A 21,437-nucleotide genomic window follows, 5' to 3' on the forward strand; every position below is an offset into this window, starting at 1 on the left:
AGCTTGAATCACATCAGATCGATTTTCCAAACAGGCTCTTAGATGCCCAAGCCCGATATCCGTTCAATCTACCTAGCAGGTTTAAATACGGCCCCGATCAAGAGCGCCATCGCTAAAATCAAGAAAGTCAATCTATGCACGCTTAATAATGTCTACCCCACATACGCAAAATATGAATCAGACTGATCGCATTATGCTTTAGAGATCAAAACGCGCATTGAGAGAAACCGTGCGAGGTGCTCCTGGAAACAAGTTTCTGTTTCCACGGCTTAGCCAATAACGAACATTTCCGATATTTTCGACTGCCGCTCTCAGTACAACATGATGGCTGCCAATTTTCGTGCTGTAAGCCGCTCCGATATTGCCTACAATATAAGATGGTAATCGAACCGTATTAGCAGCATCCAGCCAGCTTCGGGAAACGTAGTTGAAACCGGCATTAACGCTTAGACCTTTGATATATTTCAAACGATATTCCGTATTGAACGAGGCCTGAAACGGAGCCACAGCCTCCAGTTTATGGTTGTGATACCCTGCTGCGGCCTGAACATATCGAGCGTCCAGATAAGCAATACTCCCATTGACGTTGAGATCACGGGTAACGAGCCAGGATCCCGCTGCCTCAACACCCTGATACCGGGAAAGCCCGTCCTGAACATAATAATTCTGGGCATTTGTATACGCAGCCCCAGTGTCCATACGGAATACGGCCAGTGTTCCGTTCCATTTTTTCTTCTGTATCTTTACTCCCAGTTCATATTCATCACTCCGTATCGGGCCGAACACCTGCATGTAATTCACGTTGGATGCACCAGCTTGCCCACCCGACTGCATGGCCTGCACCCAGCTAAAATAGGTATTTATTTCTGGTGTAACTTTGTAGCTCAGAGACACAAGGGGCGTGACAGGATTGTTTCTGTGAGCCGCGGTCTGCGTGCCGGACGTCGAAAAATCGTTTTCCAGATAATTCGTATACCGGCCTCCCGCCATGAGAGACCAGCGGTGAAAGGTGATTGTATCGCTCCAGAATGGTGCTACCTGTTGGTAATCAATATAGCGATACATCCGAGGGTTGAAGTTGCTCGCACTTGTCAATGTAGGACGATCGACAAAGATATTCCCGTATTCCACAGGAGTTTTAGCCCCGGAATTGGCGTCTGCATCGAACATCTGACGCAGCCATGTGACTCCGGCAATCACATCATGATGTAACGGACCTGTCTCAAAATGCCCCTGAGTTGTGGCATCCACCTGATGATAGGTCAGAACACGGACCATCTCGAAGGCCTGGCTCCTATAGTCACCATTTGTTCCGGTAAACGTCACCTGATTGGAAGGAAATTTTTCATCAAGATGCGTATAGCCATACGTCAGATGAGCACTCCATTTTTTGGAAAAATCCCAGTCGAAGCCTGTGCTGAATCTCTTCATGTCATTGGTTTTCCATGAATCTGCCGCACCGAATGCTTCACGCCCGCTCATTGTTTCCACCGCGCCAACACCATTGGCGGATGCAATGGTATTCACCATGCCTTTCTGAAGTGTATTCAGGTAGAACGAATTGAAATGCCAGTGCAGCGTGTTCGTAATGCGGACGTTTGTTGTAAAAGACAAAGACAGGTTACGCAGGAAGCTGTCATTCACCTGATCCCCGACTTCGCTTGCAAAAACAAATCGCGTTTGCACCCGATGATTTTTATCCAAAGACCCGCCAGCGTCCAGCATCTGCCTGAATACAGCGTCAGACCGGTAACCCGCTTCCAGCGTCAGTTTCCTTTCTTCAACCGGTGCTTTCAACTGGTAATCCAGAACACCCCCGGGTGAGCCAAAGCCATACATGAAGGCCGAAGCTCCTTTGACGACCTGTACATGATCGAAATTCGCCAGAGGCAGATCAATATACCAGTAAGGAATAGCCAGGCCGTCGATCTTGTAGCCATTCGTCCAGTCAAGGTTCAGGCCACGCACCCTGACACTTGAACCTGATGCTGTGGACGATCCATTCGAATTGGCTTGTACACCCGGTTCATAGCGCATGACATCATTGATATCGGTCGCCTGCATCTGTTCGATCCGGTCAGCCGAAATCGTGCTGACCGAAAAAGGTGTATCGAACTCTGATCGTGTCCCAAATGCGCCCAGTGGAACCTTACGCGCCAGTTTAGGAGCCTGACGCGTTACATGAACCGTAACGGACTCCTGCGTGCTGCTGTTGAGATCGTGCGGTGCAGGACGATATATGGGAGCATTGGCTGCTGGCTGAACCGTGGGTTTATGATGTGCGCGATTTTGCGTTCGTACGTCCTGATGAACCGTCGCAGCCATGGACAGGTCAGGCAGGCTGATAAGTAAAAAAGCGCGCAGGCTGAGACGCTTCATAATAAACATATCCTTAGAAAATCCGAAACTTCAACCTGAGGTGTGACGGAGCTTGTCTTCCTGCTCGACCAGCGCACGAACCCGGGGAATAAGGTCTCTTCCATACCGAATGGCGTCATTCAGCGGATCAAACCCACGTATGAGAAAGGTCTCAATTCCCAGCCGATAGTATTGAAGCAGGCTGTCTGCGACCTGATCTGCAGTCCCAACCAGAGATGTGGAATTCCAGCGACCTCCCGTTACCTGTGCGACACCTGTCCAGAGACGTTCATCATGACGTGCGGACTTCGCTGCAATCGCCTGCAGGCGCCTTGAGCCCTCATTTGTTGGAAGGGTGTCCTCCGTTGGATGTGCGCCCGCGTCGTCGAGGGCTATCCCGTTTTGTGCTGGAAGAATGGTCGCCTGCCGCGTCTCGACCTGCTTCTGAATAATCGCAGCACGCTCCCAGGCCTCCTCCTCCGTATCCGCAATGATCGGGCGAAAAGAAATGGAGAACCGCAAAGACCGATTATGCCGTTGTCCAGCAGAGCGCACTTTTTCTACCAACTCGGCTGCATTGGCCCGTGGCTCTCCCCACAAGGCATACCCGTCTGCGAGTTCGCCAGCGACACCGATGGCCTCTTCGGAAGCCCCGCCGAAATACAGAGGGATACCCTCCGGCTGATAGGGCAACACAGAGGAAGACGCGTTCCTCAGACGGTAGAACCTGCCATCATGATCAAAGGGTCTGTCTCCCGCCCATTCGCGGCGAAGAATTTGCAAATATTCTGCTGTTCGTTGATACCGCTCCACTTTCGATAGATGATCACCGTCAGCCTCAAGCTCACGATCATTTCCACCCGTAATGATATGAACAGCTACCCGTCCCTGAGTGATGTGATCCAGGGTTGCAAACTGTCTTGCCGCCAGAGTAGGAGCGGTAAAACCCGGACGGTGTGCAATGAGCAACCCGAGTTGCGATGTTACAGACGCCGCATACTGAGCAATCAACGTGCTGTCTGGAGAAGTCGAATGAGCCGCAACAAGAACCCTGTCAAAGCCACTCCGTTCATGGATCAGAGCCGTGGCGGCAATATACGCTGGATCGATTTCTGGCCCTGAAAGATCAAGGGTCTCTGTCTGTTCGCGTGCGCTGACATAACCGATAAATTCGATAGACATGAAACCACTCCAAAAGAAAGTGGTTTCATTCTAATAACTTTTACTTTTCAAACATTTTAATAATGAAAAATTATTACCTAACTATCTGTAATGTTTCCGGTTTTCATATGAGTTATCTTTGGTTTTCGGATTGCATTCAACCAATATAATATAAATAAAACCGTGATATTATTATATTTAATTCATCCTGCAATAATTTAATTATTGCAGGATAAATTAAAAAATAACTTTCCCGAATTCTTACTATTCGTTCGACCTGAAACGTCCTTCAAATGCTATTTCCGCAAGAGGAAAACGACCAGAAGGCTGTTCGCGCTCACGCAGTTCTTCCGACAGGGCACCAGCATCCCCCTGCCGCCCAATCACGAGGGCTGCATGAACCTGATAGTCTTCTGGAAACTCCAGCCCTGCATGTGCCAAATCACGATCGAAACCGCTGATTGGATGGACAGCCCACCCTGCCTGTGAGGCCTGAATCTGTATCAGAACGGAAGCTGCACCCGCATCAAAAGCATGGGTCGGTAATGGAGAAGGTTCTCCCGTTCTACTGGAAATGGTGATTGTTCTGGAGGCGATATAGACAATAGCTGAAGCGTTTTCCGCCCAACTCCGGTTGAACGGAATCAACCAGGACAGGAACCGGTCCCAGTCAGGGGTATTTCGACGGGCGTAAATAAAGCGCCACGGCTGGATATTGTAAGCCGAAGGTGCCCAGCGACCTGCATCCAGAAACCCGAGCAAATCTTCAAGATTAATATCCGTCGGCTGATAAGCCCGTGGAGACCATCGATCAAGAATAGCCGGGAGGACAGCAGAATTCGGCGCGCGGCCGGGGGCAGTTGTCATGAAATTGGCCTTATCAAAAATACAAACTCACGCAGCATGCACGCCCAGTGCATCTAGCAACAGACTCCGCAGCGCATCAAACCCCGGATCGGAGTGCCGCCGAGGACGCGGTATCGTAATGGGAACATCTACCCGAATGCGTCCTCGTTCAAGCACTACAGCACGGTCAGCGAGAAGAAGGGCTTCGTCCACATCATGTGTCACGAGCAGCACCGCACAACCGTGTTTCTTCCAGAGATCAGCCACCAGTTGCTGCATCTTCAACCGCGTCAGGGCATCCAGAGCAGCGAACGGTTCATCCAGCATCAGAAAGGCAGGCTCTCTTACAAGAGCCCGGGCAAGCGCCGCGCGCTGCGCTTCGCCTCCCGAGAGCGTAAGCGGCCAGGCATTACTGCGATGAGACAACCCCACCTCTTCCAGAACGGTTTCCGCACGGTGCCGGATGCCTTTGTCTTCCTGCCCCAGCACGACATTCTTCCACACACGTTTCCATGGAAGCAGACGGTGCTCCTGAAACACGACCGAGACTTCACGAGGTCTGGTCACAGCCCCATCCGTCACCGGATCAAGTCCTGCCAGTGTTCTCAACAGGGTCGACTTTCCAGATCCGCTATGCCCCAGCAGAGCAACAAACTCACCGGGAGCAATCGCCAGATCCAGCCCATCCAGAACAGGAGGACCATTGTTGAACCGTCGCGTCAGCTGCTCCACAATGACAGCAGTGCCAGGATGAGCTTCAGAATGTGTATGTGTCATGCCGTTCGCCCTTTTCGGCCATCGGGGCGCCAGGACAGCAGGGCACTTTCCAGAAAACGGACAATCTGATCGGATATAAGGCCCAGCACACCGTAAACGAGAAGACCTACAAGGATGATGTCCGTGCGCAGGAAATCCTGGGCATCCATCATCATGTGTCCGATACCGCTTTCCGCATTCACCTGTTCGGCAACGACCAGCATCAGCCAGGACACACCGACGGCATAGCGCAGCCCTGTCAGGAAATCAGGCAACGCTCCGGGGAGAAACACATCCCGGATCGTCTGCCAGCGCGACAAGCCCAGCGTGGACGCCATTTCCACGAGCTTCGGATCAATAGACCGGATGCCTTTGTGAAGGTTCAGATAGATCGGAAACGTTGCCCCCAGCGCGACAAGCAGAATTTTGGGGGTTTCACCAATCCCGAACCACAGGATGAACAACGGCACAAGCGCCAGCGCGGGCAAAGTCCGCAGGACTTGCAGAGGTGCATCAACAACATCCTCCCCAATCCTGGACAGGCCCGAAATCAGTGCGAGCGTCACCCCAAAGCTGATGGCAAGGCCCAGGCCACTTCCCGCCCGCAGAAGAGAAACGCCAAGATTGAAAGGAAGCGTTCCGTCACGCACCAGCGTCCAGCCCGTTACCGCAATCTGGAGCGGAGATGCGACAAGCCGGGTGGAAAGCAGCCCCAGGGAGCACGCAGCTTGCCAGAGACAGACCAGAACAATGGGAGACGCGTAACGCCTTATGGAAACAAGCGTCCTCAAACTCCGGGGTTTCCCCTTGGCTTCAGCAGTCTTGTACGGTCCAGTCAGTGTGATGGCGTCTGACATCGGGCGTCCTCCCACAGGCAGCAATAGACGCCCACCTTCCCTATTCTACGCGCAGATGTCAGGTGAATATTGTAAATACCAATGTTTGACGTGATTTAATTGTGCCTGAGCAGACATGCTCTCAATCTGGAGACTTTCCTGTTGCGCACAGGGCCCATTTCCAAAATTTGAACGAGTTACTTTTTATGGCCTCTGTAAGAAAATTTCTGCCCTTCATGGCGGCACTTTTTTTGGGAACCTCTTTTGCCCAGGCAGAAGGCACCCTGATCGTCGCCGATCAGAAAGGGCAGCAGAAGGCTCTTCTTGAGGCTGCCGGACAGGACAAAAATCTGCCCTACACTCTTCAATGGACCGAATTTGAGGCCGCCGCTCCCCTTCTACAGGCGCTTGCGGCGAACGCCGTGGATACGGGAATTGCGGGAGATGGGCCCTTTCTTTTTGCCTGGGGCGCTCATCTGCCCATCAAGGCAGCCTTTCTGGTTCCACCCAGAGGAGGCGGAGAGTCGACCGCTGTAGTTACTTCAGCCTCTTCCCCCATCCACACTGCGGCGGATCTGTCCGGAAAAAGGATTGGAACAGGCAAAGGCTCGATCGGTCATCTGTTGCTTCTTCGCCTGATTGCGACGGGCGCCATTCCCGCACCCGCTCCGCATATCGTTTTCCTTGCACCAGCTCAGGCCAAGGCTGCACTTGATACGGGGCAGATTGATGCCTGGTCCACATGGGAACCCTATGTTTCACTGGCGGTGGTCCAGAGCCATGCACGCAATATCGTGGATGGCCGGGACGTCATGCCCAACAACAGTTTCTTTGTCGCGACCAACGAGGCCCTGGCAACAAAACATGCGCAACTGACTGATTTCTATAAACGGATGACGGCTGCTTACGCGTGGGGAACGGAGCATCAGGCCGAATATGCCGCCATTCTGGCCCGCCAAACCGGTCTACCGCTGCCCGTCGCAACCGCCGTGGCCAAACGCCTTATTGCCTCTCCTGCACCTTTGACAACGAAAGTCATTCAGCAGGAACAGACGACCCTGGACGCCTATCGTTCCGGTGGATTCCTGAAAGAGGCAGGGAAACTTGAAGGCGCTTTTGATCTGACGGTTTCTACCCCACAATAAATACGCTCTAGTATCCGCCAGATAGAGGAAAGACGGAGAACCGCCATGGGTGACAGTCCATTTTCTTCCACAACCAGTACTTCCGTAACGGACAAAACCCTCGACGAGCTGGTTCAGGTTTTTGCCGAACGCGCAGCACGCTATGATCGTAGCGGTAACATTGCGATTGAGAACCTGCATGACCTTCATGACGCGGGTTTCCTCACTCTGGCACTCCCGAAGGAGGCCGGTGGGGAAGACATTTCTCTTCGCACCGTGACCCAGATTGTCAGTCGTCTTGCACAGGGTGATCCATCGACTGCCCTCATTCTGGCGATGCAGTATCTTCAGTCCGGAGCTTTCGCACATTCGCCGCAATGGTCCGACGATGTGAAGCAGGAACTGTTCGAGAGCATCCGTCAGGAAGGTGCTCTCATCAATGCCCTGCGCGTAGAACCGGAACTTGGCACGCCTGCCCGTGGTGGACTTCCCGCAACGACGGTCAGCCGGAACGGTTCTACGTGGCGTATTTCGGGGCGCAAAATCTTCTCAACAGGCTCCACAGCTCTTCAATGGGGCGTAGTCTGGGCAAAAACAGACGATGCTGAACCCAAAGTCGGGCCGGTTCTGGTACCCCTGGATCTGAGGGGTGTGCGGATCGAGAAAAGCTGGCACCAGCTCGGAATGCGCGCCACAGGAAGCCATACGATCATCTTCGATGACGTGGAGATCCCGGAGCGCTATCTGGGCCTTCTGGCGCCTTCACCCGCAAAAGAAACTGGTCCGGTCGCGATTGCAAGCTGGCATGCGATTGTCATTGCGGGGCTCTATAATGGCATCGCCATCGCGGCACGGGATTGGCTGGTTGAATTTCTTCATAGCCGTGTGCCCTCCAATCTCGTAGATTCCCTTGCAACGCTCCCTCGTTTTCAGATCTTGCTGGGAGAGATCGATGCTCTCCTTCTGTCAAATGAGGCTCTGATTAACCATGCGATCACTCTTGCGGAACAGAGTACGGAAAGCGATACCCGCGCCGGATTGGCCAAACAGGTCGTCACGGAAAATGCCATTACAGCCGTGAGTAAAGCAGTCGCGGCCATTGGGAATCCCGGACTCAGCCAGGATAATCCTCTTGAACGGCATTACCGCAATGTCCTGTGCGGACGCGTTCACACGCCACAGGGCGACAGCGCCCTTCTGGCTGCCGGCCGCGAAGCACTGAAGATTTAGACATAAAAAACCCGGCGACGATAAACGCCGCCGGGGGCAGAAAGGGCCTGTCAGAGCTCAGATCTCTTCCAGAACCCTGAACCCATGGGTTCCATCCTTCTCAAGCTGGGCAACCAGTCCGTACTCCCAATCCAGATAAGCCTGCATGGCTTCTGCCGCGTTGTCTGTCCCTTCATAAGGGCGCTTGTAAACATCATCCGGCTCCGAGATCGCTTGCGCCTCGTTTAGCCCTGCCTCAAGCGCATACCCTTCTGCCTGCCATGCTTCCGTGCCACCCTTCAGGACACGAACACGTCTGCCTTCCCCGACAAGATCCGGCGCTGCCAGATTGGCGGCGATACCATTCGGAGACACTAGAACAATATTCTTGGCCTGCCGGGTTGCCGGATGAGACACCAGATCCGGACGGATCAGGAACTTTGCGCCCGGAATATGTCCCTTCCGGAAAGCAGGGCTGGTGGCCAGATCCAGAACCAGAATATCGCCAGTCACAAGACTCTCTTGCAGCTCAACGGCAGAAATCGTTTCGACGTCTGGTAAAGGCTGCGAAAGCAGAGGCGCTTCCTGTCCGGTTTCAAGCGGCAGACCGTCCCATTTATCCAGAACGTAGACTTCGTTCCACCCCAACTGCCTAAGCCAGTGGGCCGTCATTCTGGCCCGAACCCCATCATCGTCCGTCAGAACAATGGTTCCATGCCGGACACCGACCCATTCGTCTGTCGCCTGCACAAGCTGGCCGCCCGGTGCGGAACGGAAATCCTTCAGATGTCCTTCCACGTATTCTTCAGGTGAACGGACATCCAGCCGATAGACAGTTCGTTCCGGATCAGCCCGTAATTTTTCCAGACCGTCCGCAGTGATGATCCGAACACCTGTCCGTTCCGCCAATAGCTCTGCGCGGGTATGTGCCGCCTGATGGTTTTGCTCTGAAACGTCTGTTCCCTTGCGGGTAGCCCCATGTTCGAGCGAAAGCCCTTCCAGCGTCCAGCCAATGGTACCATTACGCAGTGCAAAAACCGGGTTGGGAATTCCAGCATTGACGAGAGACTGCGTGCCAATGATGGATCTTGTCCGTCCCGCGCAGTTCACAATAACAGTTGTTTCCGGCGAAGGCGCAATATCCCGAACCCGCAACGCCAGTTCGCCGCCCGGAACCGAACGCCCGCCTGGAATGGCCATGACATTGTATTCGATGAACCGGCGTGCATCGAGAATGACAAGATCATCGCCGCGCTTGATCCTGTCCTGAACCTCACGCGCTGGAAGAGACGGTGTGTGCCGAACATGTTCAACGAGTTCGCCAAATGCCTTGGACGGGACGTTCACATCAATGAAGATCTCCCCCCCGGATCGCTTCCAGCCCTCCAGACCGCCCTCCAACGCCGAGACGTCAGAATATCCAAGGGACTGGAGCAGTCGAACAGCTTTTGCCGTACGGCCTTCCCCGTTATCATACACAACAATGGGCGCATCCTTGCGCGGCACCAGGCCGGCAATGCGCTCCTCGATGCGTCCAATGGGAAGATTGACAGCGAAGAGCGGATGCGCCGAGGCAAAAGGCCCTTCTTCACGGACATCCAGAAGCGCGATTTCAGCCCCATTTTTCAGGCTTTGCCGGACGATCTCAGAAGAGGTCACTGGCAGAAGGTTTGTAATGCTGTTCATGCAGCCTTGCTCCTGGAACGATCCCAGAGATTGGGAACATCCTCGCTCGAATATCCGGATATGAAGGTCTTCTCGGTGCCGCTGGTCTCATCGTAAACGGCGCGCGAAACGCCACCGATGTTGGCACCATACACATGAATGGAAATCGACGTCTGATCTGGCAGGGCGTTGGCCACGAGATGATAGTCATTCACCCCCGGCGCCAGAAACGCGACTTCACCTGGTTCAAGGAAGTCGGTCCCGCCCTTTTCAAAGCTTCCGTCGTCCCTGCGCGTGAACTGCGTTTCGCTCTCCTTTCCCCGTAGCATCCCGATCAGGCCCCACACACGATGATCGTGCAAAGGCGTTTTCTGTCCCGGGCCCCAGACGAAACTGACGACAGAAAACCGCTCCAATGGATCACAGTGAAGGAGATACTGGCTGTAGCGTTCCGGATGCGGCCGGGTATAGGTTTCGGGCAACCAGTCATCGTGCGAGACGAGGGTTTTCAGAAGCTCCGCCCCTGCTTTCTGGATAGATGCGGCGTCGAGATGTGTCTCGAACAGCCGCGTAAATCCGGAAACGAACTCTCGTAATGGTTCAATATTCGTCATTGATCTCGCAGTCCTTAATCGAGCAGATCGGGCTCAAGGGCGACGATCCAGTCCCAGAGAGGCTGGAAAGAATAATAGGCGCCCTGTGCCGTTCCGACCTGGCTGGCGGTCAGCCGTGCAATATCCGACGCAATAGGCTTCAGCGGCCCGGCGGCCTGCGCCAGAAGCTGCGTATGCGCGGCGTTATCCATGGCCAGAAACCACCATGCCACGGCTTCAACGGTCGGCCCCGCGGTCAGAAGACCGTGGTTCTGAAGGATCAGAGCTTTCCGGTTTCCCAGCGTCGCGGCCAGACGGTCGCCTTCACTGTCATCCAGTACCACCCCACTGAAAGGATCGAAGACCGCATGGTCCTCATAAAAAGCACAGGAATCCTGCGTGATGGGAAGCAATTCGGTCCCTAACGCAGAAAATGCCTTGCCATATGTGGAGTGTGTATGCGCCGCAGCGACTACATCCGGACGCGCACGGTGCAGAGCCGAATGAATGGTGAAGCCGGCCGTATTGATCGGGCGATCCCCGATCAGGATATTTCCTTCATGATCCACAAGCTGAAGATCAGAAACCTTGATCTGCGAGAAATGCACAGCCAGCGGATTGATCCAGTACCGCTCCGGGAACTCCGGATCACGGGCTGTCACATGGCCTGCAAGCCCCTGATCGAAGCCATAGCGCCCGAAGAGCCGGAACGTCGCAGCCAGGCGCTGCTTCCGATGGAGGCGCTCCTCTTCGAACGTCGCCGCAGGCTTGCGGGGCTGAAGACGGTGGGTCCGTGCACGGCCTTCCTGCAGGGACGAGATGTTATGCTGTGTCGCACTCATGAGAGTCTTCCTTGAGAAATCAGTATCCACGGCTCAGATCCAACCGGGCTTCCAGCGGCCGCCCCTGAAGGAAATTTTCGAAATTTCGAGTAATGCGCTGCCCCAGACTGGCCAATACGTCTGGCCCGGACCAGGAAATGTGTGGCGTCAACCGAATTTTGGGGTGGGTATAAAAAGGATGCCTCGCAGGAGGAGGCTCCGGTGCCGTAACATCCAGCGTCGCTGCCGCGACGTTCCCATGATCAAGGCTGTGCAAGAGAGCCGTTTCATCAATCAGCTTTCCACGCGCCACATTGACGAGATGCAGCCCAGGCTTTGCTCGCGCCAAAACAGCCGCTCCCACGATCCTGTCCGTTTCTGAAGTCAGCGGCAGAGCCAGCACCAGATGATCGGAGCGTTCAAACAGCGTCCCGAGATCGGCGACAGGCTGCACATCTTCCCGGGCGACCTCTCGATCCGTCCAGGCACTTCTGCGCCAGACGAGAACGGACATCCCGAAACTCCGTGCCAGACGAGCAATTTGCTGCCCTATGGCCCCATACCCCGCAAGACCAAGTGTCTGCCCCGCCAGCGATCCCAATGGCGTGTCATGTTTGACGACGGAAGCCTGCTGGCCCCAATCCTCGGGAGATAAGGGCTTGAACGTTTCGAACCGCTTGGCCTGGGCCAGAAGGGCAAGAAGGACGTACTCAGCAATTGGCCCGGCAGCATTGCCGCGGCCCGTCGTAATATCGCGTCCCTGAAGCAGCCATTCCGGAAAACCATCCACTCCGGCCGATGCAATCTGCACCCAGCGGAGCGCCGGATTCCAGCCAACGGGAGGTGCTTCAGGGGCGTTGCGCCAGGCTGCAGACGGACCGGTCAGCAGAATGTCCGCCTCGCCCGTATTCCACGGCTCAGAAACGTCCCTGCTCTGAGCCACCACCCGGACGCGCTCGCCCAGCCCAGAAAGGATATGGCCGATTTCCGGCCCGATCTGGTTGATAACCGTCAAGGCCGTTGAGGCGGTTGCCATGTTTCAGGCAGCCTTCTGGCCAGAGCGCTGGTCTTCTTTCGCAACCAGGTCGCGAACACGCGGCAACAGATCCCGCCCATAATCATAGGCATCCACAAGAGGGTCAAACCCACGGATCAGGAACGTCGAAATTCCCAGACGATAGTAATCCAAAAGAGCTTCCGCCACCTGATCCGGCGTTCCCACCAATGACGTAGAGTTACCCTTAGCGCCCGTCAGAGCTGCAATGCCCGTCCAGAGGCGCTTGTCCAGTCGCGAGCCCTGCTCGGCTGCAGCTAGCAGGCGGCGAGAGCCTTCATTCGGAATGACAGACGAGCGGGTATAACCCGTCTTTTCCTGAAGAGCCTTGGCCTTCTCGAGAATGGCATCGGCCTTGGCCCATGCAGCTTCCTCTGTTTCAGCCAGTATGGGTCGAAGAGAAAGCGAAAACCGCAGGTTGCTGCGTCCTGCCTTTTCTGCCGCGGCACGAACACGAGAGACAGTTTCACGGACCTGCTCATAGGTTTCGCCCCACAGAGCATAAACGTCTGCCTGTTCACCCGCTACGGCAATGGCTTCGTCCGAAGACCCGCCAAAGTAAACCGGAATGGCGTCACCCTGATAGGGCAGCACGCGCGACTGGGCTCCACGCACATTGTAGAATTTGCCCTGATAATCGAACGGCTCCCGGCTGCTCCATTCCCGACGCACGATCTCAAGATATTCGCGAGTTCGGGCGTACCGCTCTGCCTTGACGGTATGATCGCCATCCGCCTGGAGTTCCGTATCACTCCCACCCGTGATGATATGCACAGCAGCCCGACCGCGGCTAAGCTGATCAAGCGTTGCAAACTGACGGGCTGCAAGAGTCGGGGCCGTGAATCCGGGGCGATGCGCCACCATCAAGCCCAGCGTCCGTGTCGTGGCAGCGACATGCTGGGCCAGCAGGATGCTCTCGGGCGAATTGGAATGGAAAGCGATCAATACCCTGTCAAAACCGCCATTTTCATGGATTTTGGCGGCAGTCTCGATATGGGCAAGATCAATAACCGGCCCGGTTGGTGGAATAATCTCGGAATGGTTCTGACTGCTCACGAACCCGATGAATTCCACAGGCATGGCTGAAACCCCTAAAAGACTATAATAAATTGTTGTATTGACAATATACTCATTTTATTACGTCATAATTCAAGCAAGAAACACAAATGCCACACTTTTGCATGGTTAATTATAGACCATGTCTCCAGCACGGAGCGCTGCTATGTCCCACACCTCCCTTCCCCAGCGCATGGCACGCAATGTTCCGACTGAACTTCTGCGGTCTTTCGTCGCGATCGTGGAAGCCGGTTCCATGGCACAGGCAACTGAAACGATATTCTTAACGCAGTCCGCTCTGAGTTTGCAGATGAAGCGGCTGGAAGATGTTCTTCAGCAGAAGCTGTTCCGTCGGGATGGACGAAAGCTGGTTCTCACGCCTGCTGGCGAGGAACTCGTCGCCTATGCGCGCCAACTTCTTGCCCTCAACGACCGGATCATGCACAAACTTGGCCATGTTTCCGAGCCGGAACCGATCACGATCGGCATGGTGCAGGACTTTGCCGATACCATCCTCCCGGACGTTCTGGCGCGTTTCCGTCTCGAACATCCTCGTTGCAGGCTGACCGTGCGCGTTGGCGGATCAGCGGAACTGCTGGAAATGTTTGATCGCTCCCGGCTGGATATCGTTCTCTGCCTGGGTCAGCACGGAGATCGTCCCAATTCATCCTGGCGCATTGTCGGACATGACAGAATGGTCTGGATCGGAGATCCGAGCGTTCTGGATCAGTCTGAAATTCCGCTTGTTTTGCTGGAACCGCCCTGCCGTTTCCGCGAAGCCTCGCTGAGGACTCTTGCGAAAGCGCGTCGGGACTACCGCATTGTGCTGGAAACTCCTCACCTTCCCGCCATGCGAGCCGGTGTCCGGAGTGGGCTGGGTGCAAGTTGCCGGACACGTCGCTTTGCGACCTCGGAAGGACTTTCTATCTTGCCAACAGGCACCCTGCCGGAAGTCCCGGAAATCGAAACCATCCTCGTGCAGAGAAATGGCTTGCCGGAAGCCGCACAGGATCTTGCCGAGCTTCTGGGTCAGGCGACAGCGGATCAATGACCGGGTGCAAATTACCACATAAGAAAAACTCCTTGGAAACCGTGCTCGGTTCTCCCGCATGGTGAGCTGGTAAGGTCACCCTTGGGGTCTATTGAGCATGAGCACTTTCTCTTCTTCCCTTCAAAGCCGCTATGAAGCTCTTGAGGCTGAACGTCGCAAGACATGGTCTCCAGAAGCTCTGGCGGGAAATGTTGCGCAGCGGGACGCTCTTGTCCGGGCACAGTCCGAGACTGGGCATGTGAAAGCCGGAGATGTTCTTTCACCCCACGTGCTCCTAGAAGCAAAGGGGGCCAGGATTACACTGGATGATCTGGTGTCTTCCGGGCCAGCCGTTCTGGTGTTTTTCAGGTTCGCGGGCTGTCCTGCCTGTAATATTGCGCTGCCCTACTATGCAGAAACACTGGCTCCCGTTCTGAAAGCTGCCAGTATTCCGCTTGTTGCAGTATCCTCGCAACCTTTCCCAGAACTGGATAGCATCAGAGCGCGGAATGACCTGCCTTTCCCGGTCTTGAATGACCCGGAACTGACGCTGTCTCGCCATCTGGGTATTACCTATCTCTTTGATAGCACTGCGCGGGAAGCCGCGATTTCCAAAGGTGGCCGAAGCGAAGCCCTGAATGGAACATCCAGCTGGGAACTTCCAAAACCCACTATTCTGGTTCTCAACCCCGGGCGCGTCGTGAGTTTTATCGACATCTCGCCTGACTGGATGCGCAGAACCGAAACTCCAACCATTTTGAAGGCTCTCGGGCTTGAACATAGAGGCGTTTCTCATGCCGCATAACACCGCAACCCTGTTTCCACCGGCCACTTTTGAAACCCCTGCCGTCAGTCAGGAACTGTTTCGGGAGGCCATGAGCCTTTTGGGGGCTCCTGTCGTTCTCGTCACGACAGACGGTCCTGCAGGGCGCCAGGGCTTGACGGTTTCCGCCATCAGCAGCGTTAGCGATACGCCTCCGACGGTTTTGGTCTGTCTCAACCGCAGCAACCGCTCGCATCAGGCGTTTCTGAAGAACGGTGTCATTGGAATCAGTGTTCTGTCGCCAACTCATCATGATCTGGCGCGGGTGTTTGCCAGCCGCTCGGTGGAGCCTGATGAGAAGTTTGCGCAAGGCGACTGGGTTCTTGGCGAGACAGGATCCGCTCTGCTTTCAGACGCACTCGTCACGCTTGACTGCGAGATTGATGCCATTCACAGCGCAGGGACGCATGACGTCCTGTTCTGTGCTGTGAAATCCATTTCCACCAGCGCAAACGCCGAACATGGGCTCGCCTGGTTCTCCCGTGATTTTCACCATCTGCCCGTCAAAAGGGCCTGACTGATTTTCCAGGATAACTGCTGATGTTCCACGCGTTTCTTCCCTCACGCCGTACTGTCCTGACTGGCTCTCTGGCAAGTGCATCCACTTTAAGCGCGCATGGACGCGCCCTTGCGCAGGCCATGGATCATATGGACATGGGAGGAGCACAAAATCAGTGTCAGGCCGCAGGACCCGCAACCGTTGAGCCCATTCCGGGCCCCCCTCGCAACCTGACGATCGCATGGAATGAGGCCTCGATCTGCACCGCTGCCGTTCCGGTCGCGAAGGAGAAAGGGTTTTTCAAGAAATACAATCTGAATATCGACTACGTGAATTTTGCCGGGGCAACGGATCAGCTTCTTGAGGCCCTTTCAACCGGCAAGGCTGATGGAGCACCTGGGATGGCTCTGCGCTGGCTCAAGCCGCTTCAGCAGGGCTTTGATGTCAAGCTCGTAGCAGGACTGCATGCGGGCTGCATGTATCTTATGACGGCTCCGTCCACCGGGATCAAAACACTTACGGATCTCAAGGGAAAAACTGTCGGGGTGACGGATATTGGCGGCCCCGACCGGAATTTCTTCAGCATCCGTCTGAAAGAAGCAGGGCTTGATCCCGAAACAGATGTTCAGTGGCGGCAATTCCCGGCCGATCTGCTGCCTCTCGCTCTGCAACGCGGAGACGTTCAGGCCATTTCAGATGCCGACCCGTTTTCTTACCCACAGCGGCGCCAGTTTGGCCTTCTGGATATTGACAACAACATGAAGGGTGAATGGGCTCGTCTGACGTGCTGTGTCATTGGGTTACGAGGCAGCCTTATCCGGAATGAGCCGAAGGTCGCTGCGGCTGTCACACGTGCGATTATGGAAGCCGGTGCGTGGCTGGCCTGCAACTCTGAGGAGGCAGCTGCCATTTTCCAGCCTTACGCCCCCAAAGCGAATATCAAGGACCTTGCGGCGATGCTCCAGATGCAGGGTCATCATCATCAGACGCTAACAGGTGACTTCAGGCAGGAGATCGTACGTTATGCAGAAGCCCTAAAGCAGATAGGAGTTTTCCGCCCTTCCCTGAACACTGAGCGCTATGCACAGCGTGTCACGCAGGATTTGTTCAGCTGATGAGCGACGCGCAGACTTCGCTGGGAGATCCTCGCGCTCTGGAGACGCACGTCCAAACCACGAAAATCCGTTTCAGGCCAGCCCAGTTCTGGCGTTGGGCCGCGGGGCCTGCATGGCTTCTGGCAGCACTGGTAACATGGAAATGGCCAGACGCGGATGACTTCCCTGCCACCAACCAGTTTGCAGTCTTTCAGATGGTCATCGGTCTTGTGCTGATCGCTCTTGCCGCAACAGGCCGTTTGAAAGACCGCGCTCCGTGGGCTTTTGTTCTCGGGCTTGGTTTGGGGGCATGGGAGCTCATACAGGCAAAACTCCTGCTCCTTCCAAGACCATTTTTTGGAACGCCACAGGATCTGCTGGATGTCTTTCTGACAGACTGGAAACGCCTTGGAGACAGTCTGTTCCATTCCCTCCTTCTGTTGGCAGGAGGATATGTCCCCGGTTCCATTCTTGGGATTATTGTTGGTGTGGCGTTGGGGCGATCCCATCATGTCCGTTACTGGGTTCGACCCGTCATGCGGGTCATCGGTCCGTTGCCGCCCGCAGCACTTCTGCCACTGGCATTTGTCGTCATTCCTTCAACCCGCTGGGCCGGTGAGGCTCTTATGGCGCTCGCGGCGGGTTTTCCCGTTGCTGTTCTAACGTGGTCTGGCGTGTCGGCCGTCGATCCGGCCTATTACGATGTTGCCAGAACAATGGGGGCGAAAAATCGTTTTCTGGTTCTTCGCGTAGCACTTCCAGCCGCAACACCCCAGATTTTTGTCGGGTTGTTCATGGGACTGGGTGCGTCTTTCGCCATGCTCGTTGTAGCAGAAATGCTGGGCGTGAAATCAGGACTGGGTTTTTACATGCAGTGGGCTCAGGGATGGGCTGCTTACCCGAACATGTATGCCGCCCTGTTCGTCATGTCCCTGATGTGCACAACACTTATGACGGTGCTGTTCAAGGTCCGGGATCATCTTCTCAAATGGCAGAAAGACGGCCTCAAATGGTAAATTCCACTCATCCCGAGGCTCCTCTTGGCCTGACATTATCTCACATCCATCACAGCTATCACATGCCCTCGGGCTCCCGGCTTGTGCTGGATGATGTGAGCCTGGATGTGGAACCCGGTGAATTTGTAGCCCTGATCGGGCCCTCAGGATGCGGAAAGTCCACCCTTCTACGTCTCGTCGCAGGTCTCGAATCACCGGACGCGGGGACACTTCTTGCTGATGGAACCCCCGTTACGGAGCCTGATCCCAGCCGCATCATCATGTTTCAGGACCCCACGCTTTATCCATGGCGTACAGTCCGGGGCAATATTTCCCTTGGGTTGGATATTCGCGGAGAAAAGGACCCCGAGGCCATTGATGCGGCAATTCGCCTTGTCGGTCTGGAAGAGTTTGCCGCAGCATGGCCGCATCAACTCTCAGGCGGCATGGCTCAACGTGTTGCACTGGCGCGCGCGCTGATTAACAACCCGCGCCTGCTTCTTCTGGATGAGCCACTTGGCAAACTCGATAGCCTGACCCGACTGGCCATGCAGGCAGAGCTTTACCGTCTCTGGAAATCCCAAGGCTTTACGGCTTTGATGGTGACTCATGACATAGAAGAAGCCCTTCTTCTGGCAACACGCGTCATTGTCTTCAGTCCCCGCCCTGCACGCATTCTGGCCAATATCCCGCTGGATTGGCCATCAACGCCCCATCGGGAAGATCCCCGTCTGCAGGAACTCCGGGCTGAAATTCTAAGGCATCTTGAAGCTGTCATGGCTGTGGGTTGATCCAAAGGCTAGAAAATCTTTCCGTCTCAATGACACTCTCCAAAATCACAGGAGACCGTATATTCGAGAGCTTCCCTTGAAGGGAGCTCAGACATATCCGGTGCAAGCGCGGCCTGTCTGTGCTCAAGATATGCGCCATATTTAGCCAGAAACAACAGGAATACCCACTCATGTCTGATCCATCAGATATGCCCGCGCCACCTTAAGCAACGTATAAGTTAGCTTTGCGCTTACGGTTATGCTTCACAAGGTCGGCTTTGTCCTTCCATGGATTTGCAACCAACTGTCCGCAATGTCCACTGAAATTTCTGCTGATTTATAAGCGCTTTTGGGGGCGACCATGATGTTATCAACATAAGTCTGGGGATTTCGGTCGTAGAGCGGGAACCAGCTTGACTGAACCTGTATCATGATCCGATGACCCGGCATGAAGGTATGGTTCAACATCGGCAGGCGGACGGAATAAACCTGCTTCACATTGGCTGGAATTGGTTCAGGCTTTTCAAAGCTTTTCCGATATCGCCCGCGCAGAATATTGCCAGATACCATCAGTTGATACCCTCCCATCGCAGGCTGGGAATCGACTTCATCAGGATAAACGTCAATCAGTTTGACAACAAAATCCCCGTCAGTTCCCGTTGTTGTCGCAGTGAGATGCATCAATGGCTCACCGGTGATGGTAAACGGCTTCGTCAGAACTCCGGAAGTCAAAGACAATACATCCGGCCGCGCCTCAGCATTTCGCTGATCTGCGGTGAGCCACCAGCGCCAGCCGGAATTTGTTTCATCTTTGGAAATGACGGGGCGAGAAATATAAGGAACCGGATGATCCGGATCGGAAACATAGGTCAACTGCCCTGCATTGCCGACGGGTTTCGTAAACGCAAGCCCACGATCCGGCTGAAAATACAGGGAGGAACATTGGCTATCACACTCCGGCGCAGGCAGAGCATCCATGCTTTCCCATTCGTTTTCACCGCTACGATAGGCCGTCACGCGTGCAGGAAGTGGGATTGCGTCGTCTTTGAGGTAATGCGCGAGGAACGGCATCAGAACGTGCTTGCGGAAATACAGTCCCGTATCGGAATGGAGATCCACCGAGCCAAGCATACTGGCCGCGTGGATTTCGCCACCATGGTTCCACGGCCCCATCGCAAGCCAGAGATTTGCCTGCGCTTCGGGGTGTTTGCGCAATGCATCATAGACGGCGATCGCACCATAATTATCTTCCTGATCCCACAGGCTATGCACGAGCATGGTTGGGACTTTCAGCCCCTCTTTGGAAAGAAGGCGATCAAGCGCCTGTAGCTGCCACCATGAGTCATAGGCAGGGTGGGCAAGCAGTTGGCGAAAGAAACCGATCTGGTCCATTCCGCGAGACTTGCCGACTGCCCCTGCGGAAACGCCATTCAGGAAGAATGTGTACGAATCATAGGCACTATTCCACCATTCGGCCGTGTTTTTCCGCGTAGCCCCCTGATCGTAAATGTACGGAAGCATTTCCTCGCGGAACGCACCATTATGAAACCAGTCATCCCCCATCCATCCATCAACCATGGGGTTCATCGGCACCGAAACCTTCAAGGCCGGATGCGGATGGAATAATGCCGTGATCGCAGTATATCCGTCATAGGATACACCGAGAATACCGACCTTTCCGTTGCTCTGTGGAACATTATGAACCAGCCATTCAATAGTATCCCAGGTATCCGTGCTTTCATCGACAGCCGTACCATTCAATGGCCCGCGCATTGGTCGATTCATCACATACTCACCCTCAGAACCGAATTTACCCCGGATGTCCTGAAGAACGCGGATATACCCACCTTCGACAATAACATCGGGCATGTTGTCGTAACCCGGAAGGATGGATGCCATGTGACTGCTCGATCCAAGAGAGGCCATATGGGCAGCATTGTAAGGCGTGCGGGTCATCAGCGTTCCCGCGTTTTTGGCTGCTTTTGGAATGAGAATGACGGTATGAAGCTTAATCCCGTCACGCATCGGAATCATCACATCCTGACGAGTATAATCAAAAGCCGAATTGATCTCATGGAAATCGGTCGGCATGTCTGTATAGACCGAACCAGTAACCGGCTGTGCCAGGGCCGTCTGCGAGAATGTCAGCGCACAGACCGACACCATAAGAAGCTTTTTCATCGTCATTCCAGAAAGTGAATGGCAGTCCAATGGGCTATTGCTATGCCATAGCCCACCCCTATGAGCCATCGCGTCGGGTTAGAATTCAGCAGAGACAGTACCGAAGTACTGTCGAGGCGCTCCAACGAACAGATTGGCGTTATTATCTCCTGAAACTGACGCTGCCCCGTAGATCCCCCCAATATAGTTGCTATCGAAAAGATTGGTGATGCCGAAGGTGGTTTTTAAGTTTTGCGCAAATCCAACCTTACCGAAGTTATATGCAAGATTGAGATTTGCCATCCAATAGCATGGAACATATTCATCGTTAAGATACGTCATGGGTCTTGGGCCAATGTAATTGACATTAAAATTAAACATCGCCTTGTGCCAAGTATAATTCAGATTCGCTTTATACATGAATTTTGGATAATATACCTGATGCTTACCCTTAAGACTGTAAGTTTTTCCTCCATAATTGATTGATGTCGTCTGATATTGTGCGTCATTCCAGCTAGGGCCTGTTAGGTCTTGAAAGACTGGCGGACGTACATAGCTTTGTGTGATGAGCACGATGCAGTCTGTGA

Annotated in this window: 19 protein-coding genes and 1 pseudogene; 8 read left to right on the forward strand and 12 right to left on the reverse strand. The window is 54.4% G+C overall.

Features of this window, described 5'->3' with window-relative positions:
- Positions 1–198: 198 nt before the first annotated feature.
- From B7444_RS12420 to B7444_RS12440, 5 genes are all read right to left on the reverse strand, one after another.
- The gene (locus tag B7444_RS12420; RefSeq protein ID WP_035730681.1) at positions 199–2,379 is read right to left on the reverse strand and encodes a TonB-dependent siderophore receptor; all 2,181 of its coding nucleotides are present in this window, start codon (positions 2,377–2,379) and stop codon (positions 199–201) included.
- Between the two features lie 30 nt (positions 2,380–2,409).
- A complete protein-coding gene (locus tag B7444_RS12425) occupies positions 2,410–3,540 on the reverse strand; it encodes an LLM class flavin-dependent oxidoreductase (protein ID WP_007284468.1) in 1,131 nt (376 codons plus the stop codon).
- Between the two features lie 243 nt (positions 3,541–3,783).
- Entirely contained in the window at positions 3,784–4,386 is a 603-nt protein-coding gene (locus B7444_RS12430; protein ID WP_007284467.1) for a nitroreductase family protein, read from the reverse strand.
- Between the two features lie 27 nt (positions 4,387–4,413).
- Positions 4,414–5,142 carry an ABC transporter ATP-binding protein gene (locus tag B7444_RS12435; protein ID WP_007284466.1) on the reverse strand — a complete coding sequence of 243 codons (729 nt, stop codon included), beginning with the start codon at positions 5,140–5,142 and terminating at the stop codon, positions 4,414–4,416.
- Entirely contained in the window at positions 5,139–5,978 is an 840-nt protein-coding gene (locus B7444_RS12440) for an ABC transporter permease (RefSeq protein ID WP_016737987.1), read from the reverse strand. The genes B7444_RS12435 and B7444_RS12440 overlap by 4 nt, the downstream gene beginning before the upstream one ends.
- 185 nt (positions 5,979–6,163) lie before the next feature.
- On the opposite strand from B7444_RS12440, the gene B7444_RS12445 reads away from it, so the two are divergent.
- Both B7444_RS12445 and B7444_RS12450 read left to right on the forward strand, forming a co-directional pair.
- Positions 6,164–7,102, forward strand: a complete 939-nt coding sequence (locus B7444_RS12445; RefSeq protein WP_007284464.1) for an aliphatic sulfonate ABC transporter substrate-binding protein — start codon at positions 6,164–6,166, stop codon at positions 7,100–7,102.
- Between the two features lie 45 nt (positions 7,103–7,147).
- The gene (locus tag B7444_RS12450; protein WP_007284463.1) at positions 7,148–8,311 is read left to right on the forward strand and encodes an acyl-CoA dehydrogenase family protein; all 1,164 of its coding nucleotides are present in this window, start codon (positions 7,148–7,150) and stop codon (positions 8,309–8,311) included.
- Between the two features lie 57 nt (positions 8,312–8,368).
- On the opposite strand, the gene B7444_RS12455 is transcribed toward B7444_RS12450, so the two are convergent.
- The 5 genes from B7444_RS12455 to B7444_RS12475 are packed head-to-tail and all read right to left on the reverse strand — an operon-like array spanning position 8,369 to position 13,503.
- A complete protein-coding gene (locus B7444_RS12455; protein ID WP_007284462.1) occupies positions 8,369–9,976 on the reverse strand; it encodes a rhodanese-like domain-containing protein in 1,608 nt (535 codons plus the stop codon).
- The gene (locus B7444_RS12460) at positions 9,973–10,569 is read right to left on the reverse strand and encodes a cysteine dioxygenase family protein (protein WP_007284461.1); all 597 of its coding nucleotides are present in this window, start codon (positions 10,567–10,569) and stop codon (positions 9,973–9,975) included. Before B7444_RS12460 ends, B7444_RS12455 begins: the two co-directional genes overlap by 4 nt.
- A gap of 14 nt (positions 10,570–10,583) precedes the next feature.
- Positions 10,584–11,390: a class II aldolase/adducin family protein gene (locus B7444_RS12465; RefSeq protein ID WP_007284460.1), complete on the reverse strand. Its 807-nt coding sequence runs from the start codon at positions 11,388–11,390 to the stop codon at positions 10,584–10,586.
- A 19-nt stretch (positions 11,391–11,409) separates the two neighbouring features.
- Entirely contained in the window at positions 11,410–12,405 is a 996-nt protein-coding gene (locus B7444_RS12470) for an NAD(P)-dependent oxidoreductase (protein WP_007284459.1), read from the reverse strand.
- Positions 12,406–12,408: 3 nt separating this feature from the next.
- Positions 12,409–13,503, reverse strand: a complete 1,095-nt coding sequence (locus B7444_RS12475) for an LLM class flavin-dependent oxidoreductase (protein ID WP_007284458.1) — start codon at positions 13,501–13,503, stop codon at positions 12,409–12,411.
- A gap of 142 nt (positions 13,504–13,645) precedes the next feature.
- Between B7444_RS12475 and B7444_RS12480 the strand changes: the two genes are divergently transcribed.
- From B7444_RS12480 to B7444_RS12505, 6 genes are all read left to right on the forward strand, one after another.
- Complete coding sequence (locus B7444_RS12480) at positions 13,646–14,530, forward strand: LysR substrate-binding domain-containing protein (RefSeq protein WP_007284457.1); 885 nt, start codon at positions 13,646–13,648, stop codon at positions 14,528–14,530.
- 97 nt (positions 14,531–14,627) lie between these two features.
- Positions 14,628–15,314 carry a peroxiredoxin-like family protein gene (locus B7444_RS12485; protein ID WP_007284456.1) on the forward strand — a complete coding sequence of 229 codons (687 nt, stop codon included), beginning with the start codon at positions 14,628–14,630 and terminating at the stop codon, positions 15,312–15,314.
- Positions 15,304–15,849 (forward strand): flavin reductase, encoded by a 546-nt coding sequence (locus B7444_RS12490; protein ID WP_007284455.1) that lies wholly within the window; start codon positions 15,304–15,306, stop codon positions 15,847–15,849. The genes B7444_RS12485 and B7444_RS12490 overlap by 11 nt, the downstream gene beginning before the upstream one ends.
- Before the next feature lie 23 nt (positions 15,850–15,872).
- Positions 15,873–16,946 (forward strand): ABC transporter substrate-binding protein, encoded by a 1,074-nt coding sequence (locus B7444_RS12495; protein ID WP_007284454.1) that lies wholly within the window; start codon positions 15,873–15,875, stop codon positions 16,944–16,946.
- The gene (locus B7444_RS12500; RefSeq protein WP_007284453.1) at positions 16,946–17,941 is read left to right on the forward strand and encodes an ABC transporter permease; all 996 of its coding nucleotides are present in this window, start codon (positions 16,946–16,948) and stop codon (positions 17,939–17,941) included. Before B7444_RS12495 ends, B7444_RS12500 begins: the two co-directional genes overlap by 1 nt.
- Positions 17,935–18,711, forward strand: coding sequence for an ABC transporter ATP-binding protein (locus tag B7444_RS12505; protein WP_007284452.1), 777 nt, complete (start codon positions 17,935–17,937; stop codon positions 18,709–18,711). The genes B7444_RS12500 and B7444_RS12505 overlap by 7 nt, the downstream gene beginning before the upstream one ends.
- A 243-nt stretch (positions 18,712–18,954) precedes the next feature.
- Here the strand turns inward: B7444_RS12505 and B7444_RS12515 are convergent, their stop codons facing one another.
- Entirely contained in the window at positions 18,955–20,877 is a 1,923-nt protein-coding gene (locus B7444_RS12515; RefSeq protein WP_007284450.1) for a CocE/NonD family hydrolase, read from the reverse strand.
- A 72-nt stretch (positions 20,878–20,949) separates the two neighbouring features.
- Positions 20,950–21,437 (reverse strand): annotated as a pseudogene (locus B7444_RS12520) (TonB-dependent receptor); the annotation flags it as partial.

It is taken from the genome of Gluconobacter thailandicus F149-1 = NBRC 100600 (assembly GCF_000964465.1).
Classification (GTDB): Bacteria; Pseudomonadota; Alphaproteobacteria; order Acetobacterales; family Acetobacteraceae; genus Gluconobacter; species Gluconobacter thailandicus.

Coding starts and splice junctions, on each gene's coding strand:
- B7444_RS12445 (WP_007284464.1), top strand. CDS start 6,164: ATGGCCTCTGTAAGAAAATTTCTGCCCTTCATGGCGGCACTTTTTTTG.
- B7444_RS12495 (WP_007284454.1), top strand. CDS start 15,873: ATGTTCCACGCGTTTCTTCCCTCACGCCGTACTGTCCTGACTGGCTCT.
- B7444_RS12430 (WP_007284467.1), bottom strand. CDS start 4,386: ATGACAACTGCCCCCGGCCGCGCGCCGAATTCTGCTGTCCTCCCGGCT.
- B7444_RS12455 (WP_007284462.1), bottom strand. CDS start 9,976: ATGAACAGCATTACAAACCTTCTGCCAGTGACCTCTTCTGAGATCGTC.
- B7444_RS12490 (WP_007284455.1), top strand. CDS start 15,304: ATGCCGCATAACACCGCAACCCTGTTTCCACCGGCCACTTTTGAAACC.
- B7444_RS12420 (WP_035730681.1), bottom strand. CDS start 2,379: ATGAAGCGTCTCAGCCTGCGCGCTTTTTTACTTATCAGCCTGCCTGAC.
- B7444_RS12515 (WP_007284450.1), bottom strand. CDS start 20,877: ATGACGATGAAAAAGCTTCTTATGGTGTCGGTCTGTGCGCTGACATTC.
- B7444_RS12425 (WP_007284468.1), bottom strand. CDS start 3,540: ATGTCTATCGAATTTATCGGTTATGTCAGCGCACGCGAACAGACAGAG.
- B7444_RS12470 (WP_007284459.1), bottom strand. CDS start 12,405: ATGGCAACCGCCTCAACGGCCTTGACGGTTATCAACCAGATCGGGCCG.
- B7444_RS12440 (WP_016737987.1), bottom strand. CDS start 5,978: ATGTCAGACGCCATCACACTGACTGGACCGTACAAGACTGCTGAAGCC.
- B7444_RS12500 (WP_007284453.1), top strand. CDS start 16,946: ATGAGCGACGCGCAGACTTCGCTGGGAGATCCTCGCGCTCTGGAGACG.
- B7444_RS12435 (WP_007284466.1), bottom strand. CDS start 5,142: ATGACACATACACATTCTGAAGCTCATCCTGGCACTGCTGTCATTGTG.
- B7444_RS12465 (WP_007284460.1), bottom strand. CDS start 11,390: ATGAGTGCGACACAGCATAACATCTCGTCCCTGCAGGAAGGCCGTGCA.
- B7444_RS12480 (WP_007284457.1), top strand. CDS start 13,646: ATGTCCCACACCTCCCTTCCCCAGCGCATGGCACGCAATGTTCCGACT.
- B7444_RS12505 (WP_007284452.1), top strand. CDS start 17,935: ATGGTAAATTCCACTCATCCCGAGGCTCCTCTTGGCCTGACATTATCT.
- B7444_RS12460 (WP_007284461.1), bottom strand. CDS start 10,569: ATGACGAATATTGAACCATTACGAGAGTTCGTTTCCGGATTTACGCGG.
- B7444_RS12450 (WP_007284463.1), top strand. CDS start 7,148: ATGGGTGACAGTCCATTTTCTTCCACAACCAGTACTTCCGTAACGGAC.
- B7444_RS12475 (WP_007284458.1), bottom strand. CDS start 13,503: ATGCCTGTGGAATTCATCGGGTTCGTGAGCAGTCAGAACCATTCCGAG.
- B7444_RS12485 (WP_007284456.1), top strand. CDS start 14,628: ATGAGCACTTTCTCTTCTTCCCTTCAAAGCCGCTATGAAGCTCTTGAG.